This is a genomic window from Nocardiopsis algeriensis, from assembly GCF_014203695.1.
GTDB lineage: Bacteria > Actinomycetota > Actinomycetes > Streptosporangiales > Streptosporangiaceae > Nocardiopsis > Nocardiopsis algeriensis.
On record NZ_JACHJO010000005.1, the window covers coordinates 171,842 to 191,250 of the forward strand.

Genomic DNA, 19,409 nt, shown 5'->3' on the forward strand with positions numbered 1-19,409 from the left:
CCACATGACCGAGTATCGGGAAACGCGCGTCACCGAATTGCCAAAACTGCTGGTCAGCGTGCGCAAGGCCGCTGAAATACTGGACATTTCCGAACGAGTTGTCTACGAGCTCTGCTACGCCAATGAACTCGAGTCGGTCAAGGTCGGACCCAAGAAGTGGATCCGCCGCATCACCTGCGAGTCCCTCAACAAATACGTCGAGAAGGCGCGCCTGGACGCGTACGCGCTCGACTCCGAATGAGGAAGAACCGAGAAAGGACGCCTCTGTGAGCGCCATTTCCGCCGCCGGCGGCACACTTTCCCTGCCCAGGAACAGGGCCGCCGCCGAACCTCTTCTCCGCGGTCCCCGCAAGGTGATCGCCGGCGCGCGCAGCGTGGCAGGCCTGCTGGAACAGGACCCGGCCCTGTGGCCCTGCCTGACCACGTGCGTGACCGACACCGACGGCCGCGTGATCGTCCACTACGCCGCCAGCGGTGACAGCGGCGAGGCCGCCTGCCTGTTCGGACCCGACGGCGTGGTCGCCCGCTGGAGATCGGTGCTGACCCAGGACCGCGAGGCCCGGCGCGAGCGCGACAAGGGACGTGAACGCGTGGTCACCGTGCACGGCCACCACTGCGGCCACCCCGTCACCGTCCTGTTCACCGTCATCGGCGCACATCCCTGAACCGCCGCACCAGAGCAACACCCCGGCAAGAGACAAGGAAGACGATGCACAGCCCACGGCGCGACACCAGATTGGTCTACCCCGACGCCAACACGGTCCCCTGGCCGCTCAACCACCATGCCTACGTGCGCATCTGCGCGGCCCGCCTCAGGAAGGAGGTCAGCCACGAGCCCCAGATCCTCCTTCCTCAGTGCCACGTCCAGCGCGGCGACATCCGCAGGGCCCTGCTGCGCCTGCAGGCCACCGAGGAGACGCCCGGCCTCGTCCTTGCCTGGAACGAGGTCCACGGCTGGTCCCGCCAGGACGAGACCGGACGCCAGGCCCTGGTCCTGGGAGCCGAACCGCTGCTGCCCCCCGACGCCTTCGCCCGCGCCGTGACGGCACTGCTGGCCCCCGAGAACCAGAGGATGATGATGGTCCAGGACCGCAGCCGGGGCAGCGCCCACCCCGCCGACCCCCGCTTCGAGCGGCGACTGGCCGCCTACCGGGAACTGTGAGAGCGCTCCCGGACCGGGCCTATCCGCCGCCCGCGCGGGTGTCGCGGTCGGGGCGAAAGGCCGACAGGTCCACACCGGGGTCCTCTCCCAGGGCCAGACGCGAGGCCACCAGCCCCTGGAAAGCGCCCAGCGTGAGCCCTTGGGATCCCAATCCGGTGGCAACCACCGCCCCGGGGGCGCTCTCCACCTCCCCCAGGAGCTGCCTGCCGTCTCCGGTCCCGGGCCGCAGGCCCGCACTCGCGCCGGCCACCGTGGCCTCCCCCAGCCCGGGCATGGCCTCCAGTGCGGCAGTGAGGTTGCGGGCCTGCCCCGAGGCCGTCACCCGGCAGTCGAACCCCGCCTCGGGTTCCTCCGTGGCGCCGAAGACCACCCGGTTGGGCCCGAAGGCCACCGCGTAGCGGTCGCGCTCACCGAAGCGCACCACGGGCCAGGGCCGGGTGTCGGTACCGGGCAGCGCGAAGTGGGTGGCCTGCCCGCGCACGGGCAGCACGGGCAGCGCCACCCCGGCCCCGGCCAGCACCTGGGCCGACCACACCCCCGCCGCCACGATCACTGAGGAGGCCTCCATGTCCTGACCGCCGACCCGGACCCCTCTCACCCGGCGGCCGTCCCACAGCAGGCGCGCGTCCCCCGGGAAACGGCGCAGCCCACGTTCCAGGGCCGCTTCCAGCAGCGCCGCCCGCGCCATACTTCCGTTCAGGCGCGCCATTTCCTCGATGTACACCCCGCCGTATTCCTCGGGCACCAGGGGGAACAGCTCCCGGGGCCGTCCCTGCCCCAGGCGCTCCACCCTGCCCATGCCTTCGAATCCCGGAAGGCGGGAGAGGGTCTCCATCAGTTCGTGGCCGGCGTCGTCGCCCTCCCGGTCCACCGACATGCCCCCGCACACCTCGTACCCGGTGGCCTGCCCGTCCTCGTCCAGTTCGGCCATCAGCGAGGGCAGGTGCGCGGCCGCGGCCGCCTTGAAATCCTGGACCGGTGGCTCCTCCCAGGGCAGCGGCCAGGGAAAGACCACCCCCATCCCGGCCCCGGTGGCCCCGCCGGTGTGCGAGGAGTCCACCAGAGCGGTGGACACGCCCCTCCTGGCCAGGTGGAACGCCGCACTGGTCCCCACGATCCCGCCGCCCACAACGATCACGTCCATGTCCCCACCCTGCCCCCGCCGGCCCCGCGGTACAAGCCGCTCGCCCCGGTCGGGGCGAGCGGGTCCGAGAATTCCTGCCGGGGACCGGCAGCCGCCGGCGGAACCGGTCGGCGGGCGGGAGCCCGGGGCTCAGTCCTGGGAACTGTCGGGAAGCGGGACGGCCTTGACGGTGGGCGGGCTGTAGACGAGCCCGCCCATGTCGCGGATCCGGTCCGTCAGCGTCGCCAGGTGCAGGCTCTCGGACCACGGGATGTCGGGGCTCTCCGGCAGGCCGGCGGCCACGCACCGGGCGACCTCCTCGGCCTCGTACTCGTAGCCGTTGGCGCGCAGGGGCCGGCGGATCTCCTCGGGCTCGTGGCCGTTGCGGTGCAGCACCGCGCTGGTCCCCGCCCAGAACTGGGGGATCTCCAGCCAGCCCCGGGACCCGGCCAGCACCGCCCGGCCGGGGGTGGAGGTCAGCGAGGCGCACGAGAGCAGCCCCGCGGCGCCACCGGAGCCGCGCACCAGCACGGTCGTCTGCGTGTCGACCATCCGGTCCGGTGACAGCCGGCGGGTGGCGCCCACCACGGTCAGCTCACCCAGGTACCAGGAGGCCAGGGCCAGCGGGTAGACACCCAGGTCCAGCAGGGCGCCGCCGCCCAGGTCGGCGTTGAAGAGCCGGTGGTCGGGGTCGTAGGGGGCACTGACTCCGAAGTCCGCCGACAGCTGGTGCAGTTCGCCGATGGCCCCGTCGTCGACCAGTTCACGCACCCTGCGGTGCAGGGGGAGGAAGCGCGTCCACATCGCCTCCATCAGGAAGCGGCCGCTCTCGCGGGCCGCGGCCGTCATCTCCGCGACCTGCAGGGCGTTCATCGCCATGGGCTTCTCGACCAGCACGTGCTTGCCGGCTCGCAGGCACAGGAGCGTGTGGGGGTGGTGCCAGGGGTGGGGGGTGGCGACGTAGACCACGTCCACGTCGGGGTCGGCGGCCAGGGAGGCGTAGTCGCCGTGGCTGCGGGGGAGGCCCCAGTCCTTGGCGAACTGCTCGGCCCGCTCGGGGGTGCGCGAGCCCACCGCGGTGACCTGCGCCGTCGGGGTGGCGCGCAGCCCTTCCATGAAGGAGTGCGCGATGCCTCCGGTGCCCAGGATGCCCCAGCGCAGCACGCCGTTCTCATCTGTCATGGAACTCATCCTAAAAAGACAGCCATGGTGCGGTCGAGCGGGGCAAAGTACTCGGCTTCGGGGACGGAGCCGCCTACGGTGGCCACAGGTACCGAACACGGACGGCGACGGAGGGGAACACATGACTCTCGCCCACAGGCTCGGGGTGCGCCCCGGGGACAGGCTGCTGCTCCTCAACGCCCCCGAACGCTACCTCCGGCTCCTGGAACTGCCGCCGGAGGTACACATCGACCTGGGGCCTCTCCCGGGCTCCCGCTACGACCACGTCCACCTGTTCGCCCTGGACGAGGGCACGGTCAGACGCGAGGCCGGCCCCACCCTGGGGCTGGTGGGGCCGGACACCCTCCTGTGGATCTGCTACCCCCGGCGGGGCGGCACCATCATCACCGACCTGAGCGCGGACAAGGGATGGGACGCGGTCACCGAGCAGGGGTGGCGCAGCACCGCCCAGGAGATGGTCGACTCCGACTGGGCGGCGCTGCGTTTCGAACGCTTCCGGCAGACGTCAGAAGGCGTCGATCGAGAGTGATCCGCTGACGGTGTCGGCGGTGATGCGCGGCCCCTCGGGAGAGGTGCCCACCCCGATGTCGCGTCCCCCCGAGACCGACTCGCCGCCGATGTCGTAGGAACCCTCGGGCACCTCCAGGTCGATGTCGCCGCTGACGGTCTCCACCGCCAGCGTCTCGAAGGAGGTGTCGGTGACCGCCTCCACCTTCCCCGAGACCGCCGATATCTCCGCGGTGGCAAAACCCGGGCCCACCCGGATCCGGCCGCTGGTGGTCTCGGCGGTCACCTCCTGGGCCGCGAACTCCGCCGCGTCCACCTCACCGGAGGTGGACGAGACCGACAGGTGCTCTCCCTCCCCGGCGACGGTGATGCCCCCGCTGGTCGTGTGGGCCTGCACCGATCCGGTCACGTCTCCCAGGGAGATGTCCCCGCTGGTGGTCTCGGCCGCCACGGGACCGTCCGCGCCCTCGACCTCCACGCCGCCGCTCAGGGTGGACAGCTCCAGGCTCCCCTCCAGGCCGACCACGCTGATCTGCCCGCTGCTGGTCTCGACCTCCACGGACACCCCGGCGGGTACCGCGACCTCGTAGTCGACGCGGCAACCACCGAAGAGGGCCAGGCCCCGGCAGCGCGCCTCCACGTCCAGGGTGCCGTCCGAACTCTCGACCTCCTCGCCGGGCTCGCTCACGGGAGTGCCGTGCATGGTGCGCTCCAGCACCACCTGCGGGCCCTCGGCCGCGAACACGTGGACCTGCCCACCGGTGAGGTTGTCGATCTCCACCGTCTCCACCGACGCGAAGGCGTCGCTGTGCGCCCCCCGGTCCACGTTCGTGTTCCCCAGGACCAACAGGACGGCCGACGCGACCGCGCCCAGGACCAGGACCGCGCCCAGGACGAGCCAGGGGCCCCGGCGCGACCCCCTGGACTCCTTGCTCGACGAGGCGTACAGGCCCCGCGTCTCGAATGTCACTTCTCTTCCTCTCGGGGTCGTCTCGGCAGGCCGGGAATCAGGCCTGGTCGGTGCCGCGCAGACTGCGCGGGACCGCCTGCACACTGCGGTGTTCGCGGCCGTCCCGGCCCAGGTGGCTCCGGTCACCACCAGCGGGGCGGGTACGAGGCAGAACAGGGTGAGGGAGGCCATCAGGTGCACGACCTCGACGAGTCGGGCATGCCGGGCCGCCCCGGATCTCCGGGGCAGGACGGCGGCGGAGGGCATCGCACCTGCGAACGGGGTGTGGCCGGCCACACCCTCCAACCTAGGTTCGACCGGGTCGATGCCGCGAGGCCGCCAACACGTGAGGTGGAGGTGGTGCTGCCACCACCTCCCGCAGGTTCCGGCTGCCGACGCTGTCCCAGGCCTCGCTGGAGAAAGGGGACGACTCCGGGTCCCACCACGCCCAGGGGCGGGAGGAGCGGCTGCCGGACAACCCCGGCTTTCCCGGTGCGGACGAGATGCGTGCCAGGGCCGATCGCCACCGGACCGCCCGCATCGGCGGTCGGCGCAAGGTGGCGGACTTCGCCTACCTGCCCCTGATCCACGTTCGAGTCGGCGCCCCCACCAGTGGTTTCCCATATTCTGATACTCGAATCTCAACTTCAGAGACGATGGGTGTAATGTCGGGGGACGCTGCGGACCCGCGGCTCCTCTTTGCGGAAAGGGCTCTTCATGGCGCACTACCCCCACGGACAGCATTCCTCGGTCACTGACTCCTACCGGTGGCGCAACGCGGAGAACTCCGCCGCCTACGCCCTGGCCGAGATCACCCCCGGGCGGAGGCTGCTGGACGTGGGCTGCGGGCCCGGCACCATCACCGTCGACCTGGCCAGGCGTGTGGCCCCCGGACGGGTCACCGCGCTGGACGCCTCCGCCGAGGCGATCGACCTGGCCCGGGCGAGCGCGCGGGAGGCGGGGGTCGACAACATCGACTTCGTGGTCGGCGACGTCTGCGCCCCCGACCTGCCCGACGGCGCCTTCGACGTCGTGCACGCCCACCAGGTGCTGCAGTACGTCGCCGACCCCGTCGAGGCCCTGGCCCGGATGCGCAGGCTGTGCGCCCCCGGCGGGGTCGTGGCCGCCTGCGACAGCGACTACTCGGCGATGTACTGGTACCCGCACCTGCCCGAACTGGAGGCGTGGATGGACCTGTACCAGCGACTGGCCCGCGCCAACGGCGGCGAGCCCGACGCCGGCCGGCGCATGGTCGCCTGGGCGCGCGCCGCCGGCTTCACCGACATCACCTACACCGCCGAGGTCTGGAGCCACTCCGACCCCGAGCAGCGCACCTGGTGGGGGTCGATGTGGGCGCGCCGCATCCTGGAGTCCGACCTGGGCCGCCAGGCCCTGGCCCGAGGACTGGCCACGCGCGAGGAGCTGGAGGAGATCTCCCGCGGCTGGCAGGCCTGGAGCCGCCGGGAGGACGGGGTGTTCGCCATCCCCCGAGGCGCGATCCTGTGCCGGGTCCCGGCCGGAGCGGGTGACTGACACGGAGCGGGCGGGGCACCTATCGTGGGTGGGGCCGTGCGGGACTTCTGGAGGAACCATGTCCGACCTGCCGATCGGGTACTGGCTCAAGCACCTGGACCGGCTCATCGAGAACGACTTCGACCAGGTCCTGGCCGGCGAGTCGCTGGGACGCCGCCACTGGCAGGTGCTCAACTCCCTGTACACCCAACCCGGGACGATCGCCGACCTGGACCGCAGGCTCGCCCCCTTCATGGACGAGGGCGAGCTCACCGCCGCGCCCGCCTTGGAGGAGCTGCGGCGCCGGGGCTGGGTCCAGGGCCTGGTCGCCCTGGAGCTGACCCCGGCCGGCAGGGAGGCGCACCAGGCCCTGTCGGAGAAGGTCGGCCGGGCCCGCGAGCGCGTCTCGCGCGGCATCAGCCCCGAGGAGTACCGGGCGACCGTCGACGTCCTGGAGAGGATGGCGGCCAACTTGGAGCCCGGCCCGCAGGTGCCCTGACCTGTCAGGCGGTCAGGTCCCGGGTGAGTTCGACGAAGGCCAGGTCCTCTCGCTTGGGCAGGCCGAAGGACTTGTCGCCGTAGGGGAAGGGCTCGGTGCGGCCGGTGCTCGTGTAGCCGCGCCTCTCGTACCAGGCGATCAGCTCGGGGCGCTGGGCGAGCACCTTCATCCGCATCAGGCGGCACCCCCATTCCCGGGCGGCCGTGTGTTCGGCCCGGGCCAGCACCTTCTTGCCCAGGCCGCCGCCCTGGACGGCGGGGCGCACGGAGAACATGCCGAAGTAGGCGCTGTCGGCCTCGTGCTGGAGTTCGCAGCAGGCCACGATGCCCTCTTCGTCCTCGGCGATCAGGACGATCGTGTCGGTGCGCTCCAGCAGGCGTGCGAGGGAGTCCTCGTCCACGCGCCGGCCTCCCAGCAGGTCGGCCTCGGTGGTCCAGCCCTGCTTGGAACCCTCACCGCGGTAGCAGGAGTTGACCAGTTCCACCAGGGCCGGGACGTCCTCGGGGTCGGCAAGGCGGTAGGAGAGCCCGGGATCACGCGGCGGGGCGGCGCTCTGGTTGGTGGTCACGGGTACCTCCCTGTGAATCCTGCGATTGGGGTGAAACCAGTATCGGTCACCACCAGAGGAAGAGGACACGGCGCCCCGTCCCGAAGAGAGGGAAAGCGGCTGTTCAGCGGCCTGTGCGGTACTCGTGTGCCTCGGCCGCCCTGGCCAAAAAGGCCCGGAGCCTGCGCCGCACGTCGTCGGCGTCGGTGGCCCCGGGGGTGACCATCAGCTGCAGTGCGAGCCCGTCCACGACGCTGTGCAGGTGGGCGGCCCATTCCTCCACCCACGCGTCGGGGTGGGGCGTGTCGGGGTCGGCGCCGGCCTCCTGGCCCGCCAGGGCCGCGATCAGGTTCCGGTAGAGCAGGCGCTGCAGGTTCCAGCGCCGGTCCCGGCCGCGGTCCAGTTCCCCCAGGATCCCGGCCGACTCCCAGGCCCGGAACTCGGCCCGCCGGGTCGCGTCCAGGGGCAGCAGCTGCTCGGCGTACCGGGCCGCCCGCTCCAGCAGGGGCATGTCGCCGGTCAGCTCCCGGTCCAGCCCGACGATGCGTTCGGTGGCGCGCCGCTCCGACAGCTCCGTCGCGAACACCAGCAGGTCCTCGCGGGTGCGGAAGTAGTGGCGCAGGGCTCCGGGGGACCAGCCGGCCTCGGCCGCCACCGAGCGGATGGACACGGCCGCGGGGCCGGAGGCGGCGATGACCCTCCACAGGGCCTCGGCCAGCTCGCGGCGGCGCTGCTCGTGGTCGACGATCTTGGGCACTCCCTTTTTATAGCACGGCCGTGTTATTTTGATTTGACACAGCCGTGCTAAATAGAACGGAGGTACCGCCGTGCCCTCCTCGGGCCTCCTGCTGTCCGTCGCCGGCCTCGCCCTGCTCGACATGCTCAGCCCCGCCGTCATCGCCACCACGCTCTACGTGCTGCTCAGCGGGGCCCGCTCGACCGCCCGCCCCCTGCTGGCCTACCTGGCCACCGTCGCCGCCTTCTACTTCGCCCTGGGATGCGCGCTCGTCCTGGGCCTGGGCCTGGTGCTGGAGCCGCTCTCCGGCCTGGTCTCCAGCCGCCCCGCGGGCTGGGCCATGGCCGCCCTGGGCGCACTCATGCTGATCTGGGCCCTGTTCGCCCCCACCAGGGCCGCTCCCCGGCGCACTCCCCCGGCCCTGCGCACTCCGGCGATGATCGCCCTGGGCCTGGCCACCGGTGTGCTGGAGGCCGGCACCGCCCTGCCCTACTTCGGCGCGATCGCCCTCATGACCACCGCGCAGCTGCCGGCTGCCGCCTGGCTGCCGATCCTGGCCGCCTACAACCTGGCCATGGTGCTCCCGGCGATCGTGCTCCACCTGCTCCACCGCACCCTCGGGCAGCGGCTGCGCCCCCGTCTGGAGCACTGGCGCGCCAAGGCCGAATCCGGCTCACGCGAGGCGGCGGCCTGGATCGTGGGCATCGCCGGCTTCCTCCTGCTGCGCCACGGGCTGTCGACCGCCGACCTGAGCGAGATCACGATCAACCTGTCCGGCGGCCTCTGACGTCCCCCGCTCCGGCACCGCCACCCGACCCGCACAGTCTCCGGACACGGCCGCGACATCCTTTCCCGTCCGGCAGCGACCGGACATTGACCTCAACATTCATTGAGGTTCTACCGTCGGGGTACACCGACACCGAACGGACGGCGGCCGCCCATGAGCATGGAGATGACCGCGTGGAACGCGCTCTACCACGCCACACACGCCCACGAGGACCAACGCCCCTTCTCACTGCCCCTGCTGCGCAGAATCGCCGCCTTCGCCCGCCCCCACCGGCGCCACCTGGCCTGGTTCCTCGCCCTGAGCGTGTTCACTGCCGCCCTGGCCGTGGCCGCGCCCCTGCTGGCCGGCCGCACCGTCGACGCCGTCGTCTCCGGAGACGGCTCCGCACGCGTCCTCACCCTGGCTGCCGCCATCGCCGCCGTCGCCATCGCCGAAGCCGCCCTGGGCCTGATCGTGCGCCGTCTCTCGGCCGGCCTCGGCGAGAACCTCATCCTGCAGCTGCGCACCGCCGTCTACGACCACGTCCAGCGCATGCCGGTCGCCTTCTTCACCCGTACCCGCACCGGCGCCCTCGTCAGCCGCCTCAACAACGACGTCATCGGAGCCCAGCGCGCCTTCAGCCAGGTCCTGTCCGGCGTGGTCGCCAACACCGTCACCCTGGTCCTGGCCCTGGGCGCCATGCTCACCCTCTCCTGGCAGATCACCCTGTGCGCGCTCGCACTGCTGCCCGTGTTCGTCCACCCTGCCCGCCGCACGGGCACCCGCCTGGCCCGCATCGAACGCGAACGCGCCCTGCACAACTCCGCCATGAGCACGCAGATGGCCGAACGCTTCTCCGCTCCCGGCGCCACCCTCGTCAAGCTCTTCGGCGACCCCGCCGCGGAGTCCGCCGAATTCGCCCGCCGCGCCGGACGCGTCCGCGACATCGGCATCCGCACCGCCATGCTCCAGGAGTTCTTCTTCACCGCCCTGACCCTGGTCTCCGCACTCGCCCTGGCCCTGGTCTACGGCCTGGGCGGCCTCCAGGCCCTGGCCGGACACCTGGACGCCGGAACCGTCGTGTCCATGGGCATGCTCCTGACCCGCCTGTACGCGCCCCTGACCGCACTGGCCGGAGCCCGTGTGGAAGTCATGAGCGCCCTGGTCAGCTTCGACAGGGTCTTCGAGATCCTGGACCTGCGCCCCCTGGTCGTCGAAAAGCCCGACGCCCGCCCCGCCCCCGGACGGCCCGTGTCCCTGGAGTTCGACCGGGTCGACTTCACCTACCCCGGAGCCGAGCAGGTGTCCCTGGCATCCCTGGAAGAGGTCGCCGTCCTGGACACCTCGCAGCACCGGCAGGTCCTGCACCAGGTGGACTTCCGCATCGAGCCCGGCCAGACCTTCGCCCTGGTCGGCTCCTCGGGAGCCGGCAAGTCCACCGTCGCCCAACTCGTCTCACGCCTGTACGACACCGACGCCGGAGCCGTGCGCCTGGGCGGCACCGACGTGCGCGACCTGAGCTTCCAGGCCCTGCGCAGCACCGTCGGCACGGTCACCCAGGACGGGCACCTCTTCCACGACACCATCCGCGCCAACCTCACCCTGCCCGCCCCCGAGGCCACCGACGAACAGATCTGGGACGCCCTGCGCCGCGCCCGCCTGGCCGACCTGGTCGCCTCCCTGCCCCAAGGCCTGGACACCGTCGTGGGCGATCGCGGCCACCGCTTCTCCGGAGGCGAACGCCAACGCCTGACCATCGCCCGCCTGCTCCTGGCCGACCCCGAGGTGGTCGTCCTCGACGAGGCCACCTCCGCCCTGGACTCCACCTCCGAGGCGGCCGTCCAGGAAGCCCTCGCCGAGGCCCTGTCCGGACGCACCGCCCTGGTCATCGCCCACCGCCTGTCCACCGTGCGCGACGCCGACACCATCCTCGTCCTCGAACAGGGCCGGATCCTCGAACGCGGAACCCACACCGAACTGCTGGAACGAGGCGGCCGCTACGCCCGGCTGTACCGCACCCAGTTCGCCCCCGACCTGCCCGTCTGCGAACCCGACCACGCCGGCACCGCCTGACGGAAAAGCCCCGTCCCCCGGTGGCGCCACACCGGGGGACGGCCCCTGCTCACAGCTCGCGGATCACACGCGCCGGGTTGCCCACCGCCACCACGTTCGCGGGCAGGTCCCGGGTCACCACCGCACCCGCGCCCACCACCGTGTTCTCACCGATGCTCACCCCGGGGCAGACGATGACACCGCCGCCCAACCACACGTTGTCGCCGATCGTGACGGGCTCGGCCGCCTCCCACTTCTGGCGCCGCTTGTCCGGGTCAAGGGGATGCGTGGGCGTCAGCAACTGCACATTGGGGCCGATCTGGACGTCGGCGCCGATACGGATGGGCGCCACGTCCAGCATCACCGCGCCGCAGTTGACGAACGTGCGCGCCCCCACCGAGATGTTGTAGCCGTAGTCCACCTGCAGCGGCGAGCGGATCCAGGCGTCCTCCCCCAGCTCGCCCACCAGCTGGGCCAGTACCTCTTGGCGGGCGTCATCGTCCACGTCCAAGGCGTTGAACCGCGCCGTGAGCTTGGATGCGTGCACGAGCTCGGCCTGGAGCTCGGGGTCGTCGGCGAGGTAGAGCTCACCGGCGAGCATGCGTTCCTTCTGACTGGCCACAGGGGCCCCTTTCCGTCCGCGAATCCACCCCGACCCTAGACCCTGTTTTCCGGATCATCTCGGGCTGTACGGCCGCCAGGCGCCCCCTTGCCGCGTCGGAGAGCTTGCCAAGCCCACCGGGCCGAGCTGCGCTCCCCGCCTCGCAAGGGAACACCTGGCCGACCGTTCGCCGGAGGATCGGCTCCGCCGATACGGCGAGAGCATCCACACAACAGGCCCTGGATCTTCGTCGACGCAGCGGCGGACGCACCCCGGCACGTGCGCCGGAGACGAACGCACCCCCCTGCAGGGCAGGCCTCCACCGGGAGCCGCGCCCCCGGCCCCCGAAGCCGGGGACGCGGCCGCTCACAGGACACGCCGGACCGCGGGAAGCGCACGCACCGCCCACGCCAGCGCCCAGCAGCAGGGCACGGCCAGCACACCCAGCACCGCGAACTTGGCCACCGCCGGAGCTTCCCACCCTGCCAGGGCCAGCCCTCCGGCGACCAGCACCAGCGGGTGCAGCACGTAGACGGCGAAGGCGTTGTCGGACAGGAACCGCGCCAGGGGCCCGCCGCCGTCGACGAAGCGGCGGAAGAACACCACCAGCGCCAGAACGGCGCCCACCGCCAGGAACATCTCCAGGACGATCGCGGCCATCACCGCGACCGACCCCGGATCGGCCATCTGCCCGCCGGTCAGCACCAGCAGCGAGCCGTAGCCCGCCAGCGCCGCCAGGGCCGTCGCCATCCCGTACCAGCCCGCACTGCCGGGCAGGCGCGCCGCCCAGTTGCGGCGGAAGGCCACCGCACCCACCGCGAACAAGGCCGCGTACTGAGGCACGTAACCAGGACTGGGCAGGCCCACCACCGGCCAGTACGGGGCGGGGAAGGCCCACCGCCACAGGAAGGTCACCACACCCAGCGCGACGGTGAAGGCCACCACGGGCCACAGCCACCGCAGCGGCTCGCCGTCGGCGGGCCGTTCCACCGCAGCGGGGGCCCGGCGGCGCCCACGCACGGCGCGCACCGCCGCATGGACCAGGGTGAACAGCAGCAGCACCTCCACGAACCACATCGGTCCGGGGTCGTAGGAGAGCACCAGGTACAGCCACAGCGGTCCCTCCTCGTGGCCGGGAAGTACCAGCAGCGGCCGCAGCAGTACCACGAACAGCAGGAACGGGACACCGAGCCGCACCAGGCGCTCGCGGACATGGCCCGCGACACCGCGCCGGTCGGCCGAGGCGGGCACGAAGAAGCCCGCGAGCAGGAAGAACAGACCCATGAAGTAGGTCTGGTTGAGGATGACGAACACGTCCAGCAATCCCGCGGAGGCGTCCTGGGGCGTCTCCAGGTAGTACCAGACCGGGATGTGGCTGTAGGTCACCGCCGCGTGGTGCAGCACCACCAGGACGGTCAGTGCCACGCGCAGGTTGTCCACGTAGTGCAGCCGGCGTCGGGGAGGAGGGGCGGTTCCGGGAGAGTCGTCGGACGGTCTCTGCTGCGGCATCTTCTCTCGCAAGGGGGGCGGGCCCGAGCCTCGGGCACAGGGGAAAGGGGGGACTGCTCTCCCAGCATCGGCGTTCCGGTTCCGCACAGCCATGGGGAATGTCCCTGGTTCCACCCCTGCGGGTCCCGGCCCCCTTACCGGGGGCAGCACCCTGGTGGAGCGGCCCCGGACAGAAGCGGTGCCTGCTCGCAGGGGGTGTGCCCGCTCAGGGTGCGCGGTGGGGGCATGAGCGCCTTTTCCGGCCCCGGTGTGTGCGCGTGCCGTTCACGGCAGTCACCTTCCCGTCAGGTGATGGAGAGGCGACCGGAACCCCGGTTCGATGCTTGCCCCGTCACCGGGGCCTGTTCTCCCCGGAAGGAGAGGAGCGCGTCGAGCACGGGCCTGTGCGATGTGGGGACGCTTTTCTGGGAAAGGATCCTTTGTCTGCGGCTTCCCTTTCCGAACACCTTCGAAGCCGTCTTCGCGCATGCCTCGACCGCTTTCCGGGCGCGGCGCCGCATCCGAACTCTTCTACCCCGAATTACCGGGGGCTTCGGTAATGCGCGCATAGACGACCACGTTGTCCTCGTAACTGTGCCCGACGTCGTCGAAGTCCCCGCCGCAGGTGATCAACCGCAGTTCCGGCTCCTGTGTGTCACCGTAGACCCTGTGCGTGGGGAATTCCTCCTTGGCGTACTGCTCCACCGCGTAGACGGCGAAGTGCGCCACCGCTCCGTCGGCGCGCGCCACCGAGACCGTGTCACCGACCTCCAGCTGCTTCAGACGGTGGAAGACCGCCGGCCCCGTGTCCGAGTCCAGGTGCCCGGCCAGGACGGCCGCTCCTGTCTCGCCCGGGGCCTCGCCCAGCGCGTACCATCCCACCGCTTCCCACGGCTCGGGGGCCTCCAGGCGCTTCTGGTCGGTCAGCCCCAGTTCCACTACGTGGGAGGAGTGCAGCCCGATCGCCTCGGCGGACAGGGCCACCGGGGCCAGGCCCGGGAAACGTCCGTCTTCCGGCGCGACCTCCGAAACCGCGGAGGAGACCGGGACAGGTGTGCGCTCGGGCGTGAGCAGCCGCTGCCTCCCCTCCGGCCCGGCCAGCGCCAGCCCCAGCAGGAGGACGGCGGTGAACGCGCACACCATGGCGGCCGCCGCGGCCGCACCGCTGCCGCGGCGGCCCGGCAGTCCCCTCGCCGTGTTCCCAACGCTCGGCGGGGAACCCCCCGGGGCCCCCGCTGTACGACGGTGCCGGCCTCGCGCCACCGGCACAGCGGGGGCATTTCTTCTCCGGTTCTGCCCAGAACGCACCGGTGACCTGCTCGCGGCGGACGGCATCCGGGACACGCTCTAGTTCTCCCGCCCCAGCCTTCGGCTGATGACGAACCCGCCCGCGGCGGCCGCGGCGAAGGCGCCCGCCCCGCCCACGAGCCAGGCGCTCAGCGCCTCGCCGGCGGTCGCGCCGCCACCGGTGTCGACACCGCCGACCGGGACGGGATCCCCGTTCTGCTCCTGGGGCTCGTCGTCGCCCGAGGTCGTGCCGTCCTCCGTGTCGGTGTCGCCGTTGTCGGAGGAAGCGTCGCCCTCCTCCCCTGCCGGGGTGAAGTCGTCGTACTCCTCGCAGCCGATTCCGTCGCCGTCGGCGTCGAAGTTGTTCGGGTCGCCCGCCTCCACCTCGAAGTTGCGGTCCGAGATGTCGGGGCAGTCCAGATCGTCCTCGTCGTACTCCTCACAGCCGATCCCGTCGCCGTCGGCGTCGAAGTTGTGCGGATCGCCCTCGCTGACCTCGAAGTCGCGCTCGGAGATCTCCGAGCAGTCCACGTCCGGCGGGGGCGGCGGAACCGGGTCCTCGGCCAGGGCCGGGGAGGCCGCTCCCAGAGCCAGGGCGGAGCCCAGGCCCACGGCCGCGGCGGTGGCTGTCGCCGTACGGATCTCGACCATGCTTCCTCCACATGATTGCGACCGGGACCTGCCGCTGTACGCAACCGCGCACCAGATCCCCAGAAAACATCATCCGAAGGGACAAAATCCCGCGAATAACGCGAAACCCACATTCCCGACAAGGTGGAGGGCCAACCCCGCGTCCGCCAACCATGGACACCGCAAGGAACAACCTTTTCCCGCGAAGAAAGGGAAGCCCGAACGCTCCCCCGGCGAGGCAACAGAAGGATCAAGACCACCTGCTCCGCCCACAAAAGACGGGCCGGACATGGAACGGCAAAAAAGGGAGGCCCGCAGGGGCCTCCCCTTCATGCTCGTACGTCCGGACCGTGTTCTTCGGACGCTCTGCAACGACGCGCTACAACAGGGCCTAGATGAGACCCTGGGCCAGCATCGCGCCCGCCACCCGCTCGAAACCGGCCACGTTGGCGCCCAGCACGTAGTCACCCGGAGCGTCGTAGCGCTCGGCCGCGTCCCGGCAGCGGTCGTGGATGTCGGCCATCACCCCGGCCAGAGCGGCCTCGGTCTGCTCGAACGTCCACGAGGTGCGCAGAGAGTTCTGCTGCATCTCCAGGCCGCTGGTGGCCACCCCGCCCGCGTTGGCGGCCTTGCCCGGTGCGAACAGCACGCCGGCTTCGCGCAGCACCTTGACCGCCTTGGGCGTGGTGGGCATGTTGGCGCCCTCGGCCACCGCGATCACACCGTTGCGCACCAGCCGGCTCGCCGCATCGGCGTCCAACTCGTTCTGCGTGGCACAGGGCAGCGCGATCTCGCACGGCACCTCCCACACGTCACCGCCCGGCACGAAGCGGGCCGAGGGCCGCTGCTCGGCGTAGGTGCTGATACGGGCCCGCTCCACCTCCTTGACCTGCTTGAGCAGGGCCACGTCCAGGCCGGCCTCGTCCACGATGTAACCGCCCGAGTCCGAGCAGGCCACCACGGTGGCGCCCAGCTGCTGGGCCTTCTCCACCGCATAGATCGCCACGTTGCCCGAACCCGACACGACCACGCGTTTGCCGTCCAGGTCCTTGCCGACGTTCTCGAGCATGCGCCGGGTGAACATGACCAGTCCGTAGCCGGTGGCCTCGGTGCGTACCAGGGAACCGCCCCACTCCAGGCCCTTGCCGGTGAGCACACCGGCCTCCCAGCGGTTGGTCAGGCGCCGGTACTGGCCGAACATGTAGCCGATCTCGCGGGCGCCCACACCGATGTCACCGGCCGGGACGTCCGTGTGCTCACCCAGGTGGCGGTGCAGCTCGGTCATGAACGACTGGCAGAAGCGCTCGATCTCGGTGTCGGAGCGGCCCTTGGGGTCGAAGTCGCTGCCGCCCTTGCCGCCGCCGATGTTCATACCGGTCAGGGCGTTCTTGAAGATCTGCTCGAACCCCAGGAACTTGATCACGCCCAGATTCACACTGGGGTGGAAGCGCAACCCCCCCTTGTAGGGGCCCAGGGCGCCGTTGAACTCGACGCGGAAACCGCGGTTGACATGGACGCGGCCCTGGTCGTCGCGCCAGGGCACCCGGAAGATGATCTGGCGCTCGGGCTCGCACACCCGCTCCAGGATTCTCTGCTCGTCGTACTCGGGGTGCTTGACCAGCGCCGGGGAGAGTGTGTCCAGGACCTCCAGCACCGCCTGCTGGAACTCGGGCTCGTCCGGGTTGCGGCGCACCACGTGCTCGAAGGCGGAGCGTACTCCGGGGTGGTGGACATCGGCAGACAAAGGCATGGGTGGTCGTTCCTTTCGACACGTTGGAACGGGCACCCCACACGCCGTTGTGTCGGGAACCTCAGAAGAAGCGCATGATGGCTGACCCGAGGCTGCGCGCATGCCGTCAGGTCGTGGCTGTGCCAGCAGTGTATTACCTCGATGTGAACATAAATATTCGCCCCTGTAGGCATACCCCGTGCCAAGGCCGCACCATCACCCCAGCTTGTGGCCGCACGCCGGCGCCGCACCCCCTTCCCCTCCGTGTTCCCCTTCCTCCGCATCGCTGCCCCGCCCCAGGTCACCCCGCCTCCGCACCCCGGCGCCGGCGGCCCCTATGCTCGTCGAAGATCTCACCTCTCGCCCACCGCCTGGAGCAGTGACGTGTCCGCTTCCCCGCGCCACCGGCCCTCGGGGCTGGCCTTCGCACTGGCCTCCGCGCTGGCTTTCGGCGGCTCGGGCGTCTTCGCCCGCCCCCTGCTCGACGCCGGCATGGACTCTCTGCACGTCACCTGGCTGCGCCTGGCCGGGGCCGCGCTCCTGCTGCTGCCTGTCGCCCTCGCCCACTGGCGTCTCCTGAGGCGCAGGCCTTTGCTGATCCTGGCCTACGGGGTGTTCCCCATGGCGGGCGTGCAGGCCCTGTACTTCGCCGCCATCACCCGCATCCCCGTCGCCATCGCCCTGCTCATCGAGTTCCTGGGACCCGTCCTGGTGCTCCTGTGGCTGCGCGTGGTGCGCCGCACCCGCGTCTCCCCCGCCGCGGTGGTCGGCGTCATCCTGGCGCTGGCGGGCCTGGGTCTGCTCCTGCAGGTATGGACCGGAACGGGCCTGGACCCGGTGGGTGTGGCCCTGGCCCTGGGCGCGGCAGCCACCCAGGCCGCCTACTTCCTGCTCTCGGACCGCATGGGCTCCGACACCAGCCCTGTGGCGGTGATCGCCTTCGGGTCCTTGACCGCCGCGCTGCTGCTGGGCGTGCTCGCCCGCCCCTGGGACCTGCCCTGGGAGATGCTCGCGCAGAACCTGCACCTGGGTGCACTGCCCCTGCCCGGCTGGGTGATCGCCCTGTGGCTGGGGCTGGTGTGCACGGCCCTGGCCTACGCCACCGGAGTGGCCGCGGTGCGCCGCCTCTCCCCGCAGGTGGCCGGCGGTGTGGGATATCTGGAGGTCGTCACCGCCATCATCCTGTCCTGGATCCTGCTGGGTGAGGTGCTCACCCCTCTGCAGGCCCTGGGTGCGGCCGTCATCGTGGCCGGCGCGTTCATCGCCCAGACTGCGGTTCCCTCCACCGCTCCGGACACCGAGCCCGGCACGAGGGCGCGGACCGGCGACCCCGCCCGCACCTGAAGCCGCCCCGGGCCGCTTCCCCACCCCGCGCAGAATCGGGTCCTGTGTGCCAACCGTCGCCAAGACGGTACGAATCCGGCACCGCATGGCACTTATCCACCGACTTCGGCGCGGCCTATGCTGCCCCTCATGTCCACTCATGAGCGGGAGATCACCTCCCCTGTCGACCTGTGCACCCCCGACGGCCGCCTCAACCCCGAGGCCGTGGGCTGGTCGCGCACCCCTGTGCACCACTGCGCGATGCCCGGCTGGGGCCGCCGCAAGAAGTGGGAGTACTGGTGCGTGTCCACCCCCACCCATCTGGTCGCACTCACCGTCGCCGACATCGACTACCTGTCGCTGGTCGGCGTCTACCTCCTCGAGTACGGGGGCCGCGAGGTCTCCCGCACCGTTCTGCGACCGCTGGGCCACGGCGTACGCCTGCCCCACAGCCTCGGCGCCGGTCCCACCGCGGCTGTGGGAGCGGTGCGCGCCCTGGTCCGCGACGAGCCCGGCTCCACCCGGCTGGACTTCTCCTGCGACACCCCGCACGGCCGCCTGCACGCCGACCTCACCGTCGACCTGCCCCAGGACCACGAGACGATGAGCGTGGTCATCCCCTGGAGCGAACGGCGCTTCCAGTACACCTCCAAGCACACTGCCCGCCCTGCCCGCGGAACCGTGCGCCTGGGTGCCGACGTGCTGGACTTCTCCGGCGGCTGGGGCGTGCTCGACCACGGACGCGGACGCTGGCCCTACAACACCACCTGGAACTGGGGCGCGGCCGCCGGGGAGACCGACGGGCACGTGGTGGGCCTGCAGTTCGGCGGCAAGTGGACGCAGGGCACCGGCCTGACCGAGAACGCCCTGTGCGTGGACGGGCGCCTGCACAAGATCGGCGAGGAACTGGAGTGGGTCTACGACCGCTCCGACCCGCTCACCCCCTGGTGGGTGCGCACCCCCGGCTCCGACCAGGTCGACCTCGTCTTCACGCCCTTCCACGAGCGGGTGGACCGCACCGACACCGGCGTGATCGTCAACGACACCAGCCAGTGCTTCGGCCACTACACCGGCACCGTCCGCACCGACACCGGCGAGCAGATCACCGTGGACGGCCTCACCGGGTTCGCCGAACACGTGCGCATGCGCTGGTGACCCCGCCTCCGCCCGGCACCGGAGGCAAGGGCACCTGACGGTGCCGGGCAAGCTCCGCTAACCCCGGCCGGTTCGAGTCATCCGACGTCCCACCCCTGGACACCAGATGACAAAAAGGTCGCATGCGCAGAACAGAACACACAACAGAAGACCCAGGACAA

General features: G+C 71.2%; 20 protein-coding genes. 10 read left to right on the plus strand and 10 right to left on the minus strand.

The features are described 5' to 3' along the window. The first annotated feature begins 4 nt into the window (after nucleotides 1-4). From FHS13_RS09465 to FHS13_RS09475, 3 genes are read left to right on the plus strand one after another with little or no spacing between them, the layout of a single operon-like run. Nucleotides 5-241, plus strand: coding sequence for a helix-turn-helix domain-containing protein (locus tag FHS13_RS09465; RefSeq protein ID WP_221442605.1), 237 nt, complete (start codon nucleotides 5-7; stop codon nucleotides 239-241). A gap of 25 nt (nucleotides 242-266) precedes the next feature. After that, nucleotides 267-665: a hypothetical protein gene (locus tag FHS13_RS09470; protein WP_184290547.1), complete on the plus strand. Its 399-nt coding sequence runs from the start codon at nucleotides 267-269 to the stop codon at nucleotides 663-665. A gap of 44 nt (nucleotides 666-709) precedes the next feature. After that, nucleotides 710-1,162, plus strand: a complete 453-nt coding sequence (locus FHS13_RS09475) for a DUF6292 family protein (RefSeq protein WP_184290549.1) — start codon at nucleotides 710-712, stop codon at nucleotides 1,160-1,162. A gap of 19 nt (nucleotides 1,163-1,181) precedes the next feature. Here the strand turns inward: FHS13_RS09475 and FHS13_RS09480 are convergent, their stop codons facing one another. Further along, nucleotides 1,182-2,306, minus strand: coding sequence for an NAD(P)/FAD-dependent oxidoreductase (locus FHS13_RS09480; protein ID WP_184290551.1), 1,125 nt, complete (start codon nucleotides 2,304-2,306; stop codon nucleotides 1,182-1,184). A gap of 129 nt (nucleotides 2,307-2,435) precedes the next feature. Then, complete coding sequence (locus tag FHS13_RS09485; protein WP_184290553.1) at nucleotides 2,436-3,467, minus strand: Gfo/Idh/MocA family protein; 1,032 nt, start codon at nucleotides 3,465-3,467, stop codon at nucleotides 2,436-2,438. Between the two features lie 121 nt (nucleotides 3,468-3,588). Here FHS13_RS09485 and FHS13_RS09490 point away from each other — a divergent pair, with 121 nt between their 5' ends. Beyond that, the gene (locus tag FHS13_RS09490; protein WP_184290555.1) at nucleotides 3,589-3,996 is read left to right on the plus strand and encodes a hypothetical protein; all 408 of its coding nucleotides are present in this window, start codon (nucleotides 3,589-3,591) and stop codon (nucleotides 3,994-3,996) included. Here the strand turns inward: FHS13_RS09490 and FHS13_RS09495 are convergent. Continuing rightward, nucleotides 3,973-4,944 carry a DUF4097 family beta strand repeat-containing protein gene (locus FHS13_RS09495; protein WP_184290557.1) on the minus strand — a complete coding sequence of 324 codons (972 nt, stop codon included), beginning with the start codon at nucleotides 4,942-4,944 and terminating at the stop codon, nucleotides 3,973-3,975. The two genes, FHS13_RS09490 and FHS13_RS09495, sit on opposite strands and share 24 nt — an antisense overlap. Before the next feature lie 696 nt (nucleotides 4,945-5,640). Between FHS13_RS09495 and FHS13_RS09500 the strand changes: the two genes are divergently transcribed. Next, on the plus strand, nucleotides 5,641-6,456 hold the full coding sequence (locus FHS13_RS09500; RefSeq protein ID WP_184290558.1) for a class I SAM-dependent methyltransferase: 816 nt from the start codon (nucleotides 5,641-5,643) through the stop codon (nucleotides 6,454-6,456). Between the two features lie 58 nt (nucleotides 6,457-6,514). After that, nucleotides 6,515-6,934, plus strand: a complete 420-nt coding sequence (locus tag FHS13_RS09505) for a MarR family winged helix-turn-helix transcriptional regulator (protein ID WP_184290560.1) — start codon at nucleotides 6,515-6,517, stop codon at nucleotides 6,932-6,934. 4 nt (nucleotides 6,935-6,938) lie between these two features. On the opposite strand, the gene FHS13_RS09510 is transcribed toward FHS13_RS09505, so the two are convergent. After that, on the minus strand, nucleotides 6,939-7,502 hold the full coding sequence (locus FHS13_RS09510; protein ID WP_184290562.1) for a GNAT family N-acetyltransferase: 564 nt from the start codon (nucleotides 7,500-7,502) through the stop codon (nucleotides 6,939-6,941). 103 nt (nucleotides 7,503-7,605) lie between these two features. Next, nucleotides 7,606-8,238, minus strand: coding sequence for a TetR family transcriptional regulator (locus FHS13_RS09515; RefSeq protein ID WP_184290564.1), 633 nt, complete (start codon nucleotides 8,236-8,238; stop codon nucleotides 7,606-7,608). A gap of 70 nt (nucleotides 8,239-8,308) precedes the next feature. Here FHS13_RS09515 and FHS13_RS09520 point away from each other — a divergent pair, with 70 nt between their 5' ends. Beyond that, a complete protein-coding gene (locus tag FHS13_RS09520) occupies nucleotides 8,309-9,004 on the plus strand; it encodes a GAP family protein (protein WP_184290565.1) in 696 nt (231 codons plus the stop codon). Nucleotides 9,005-9,157: 153 nt separating this feature from the next. Continuing rightward, nucleotides 9,158-11,056, plus strand: a complete 1,899-nt coding sequence (locus FHS13_RS09525; protein WP_184290567.1) for an ABC transporter ATP-binding protein — start codon at nucleotides 9,158-9,160, stop codon at nucleotides 11,054-11,056. Nucleotides 11,057-11,105: 49 nt separating this feature from the next. Here the strand turns inward: FHS13_RS09525 and FHS13_RS09530 are convergent, their stop codons facing one another. The 5 genes from FHS13_RS09530 to gdhA all read right to left on the minus strand — a co-directional run bounded on the left by FHS13_RS09530 (nucleotide 11,106) and on the right by gdhA (nucleotide 16,791). Continuing rightward, nucleotides 11,106-11,636: a sugar O-acetyltransferase gene (locus FHS13_RS09530; protein ID WP_184290979.1), complete on the minus strand. Its 531-nt coding sequence runs from the start codon at nucleotides 11,634-11,636 to the stop codon at nucleotides 11,106-11,108. A 366-nt stretch (nucleotides 11,637-12,002) separates the two neighbouring features. Then, nucleotides 12,003-13,145 carry an acyltransferase family protein gene (locus FHS13_RS09535; RefSeq protein ID WP_184290569.1) on the minus strand — a complete coding sequence of 381 codons (1,143 nt, stop codon included), beginning with the start codon at nucleotides 13,143-13,145 and terminating at the stop codon, nucleotides 12,003-12,005. 510 nt (nucleotides 13,146-13,655) lie between these two features. Next, nucleotides 13,656-14,267: a class F sortase gene (locus FHS13_RS09540; protein ID WP_184290571.1), complete on the minus strand. Its 612-nt coding sequence runs from the start codon at nucleotides 14,265-14,267 to the stop codon at nucleotides 13,656-13,658. Nucleotides 14,268-14,471: 204 nt separating this feature from the next. Next, nucleotides 14,472-15,062 carry a hypothetical protein gene (locus FHS13_RS09545; protein WP_184290573.1) on the minus strand — a complete coding sequence of 197 codons (591 nt, stop codon included), beginning with the start codon at nucleotides 15,060-15,062 and terminating at the stop codon, nucleotides 14,472-14,474. Nucleotides 15,063-15,432: 370 nt separating this feature from the next. Beyond that, nucleotides 15,433-16,791 (minus strand): NADP-specific glutamate dehydrogenase, encoded by a 1,359-nt coding sequence (gdhA, locus tag FHS13_RS09550; protein WP_184290575.1) that lies wholly within the window; start codon nucleotides 16,789-16,791, stop codon nucleotides 15,433-15,435. Between the two features lie 363 nt (nucleotides 16,792-17,154). Here gdhA and FHS13_RS09555 point away from each other — a divergent pair, with 363 nt between their 5' ends. After that, nucleotides 17,155-18,114 (plus strand): EamA family transporter, encoded by a 960-nt coding sequence (locus FHS13_RS09555; protein WP_184290577.1) that lies wholly within the window; start codon nucleotides 17,155-17,157, stop codon nucleotides 18,112-18,114. Nucleotides 18,115-18,243: 129 nt separating this feature from the next. Further along, nucleotides 18,244-19,248 (plus strand): DUF2804 domain-containing protein, encoded by a 1,005-nt coding sequence (locus FHS13_RS09560; RefSeq protein ID WP_184290579.1) that lies wholly within the window; start codon nucleotides 18,244-18,246, stop codon nucleotides 19,246-19,248. The last annotated feature ends 161 nt before the right edge of the window (nucleotides 19,249-19,409 follow it).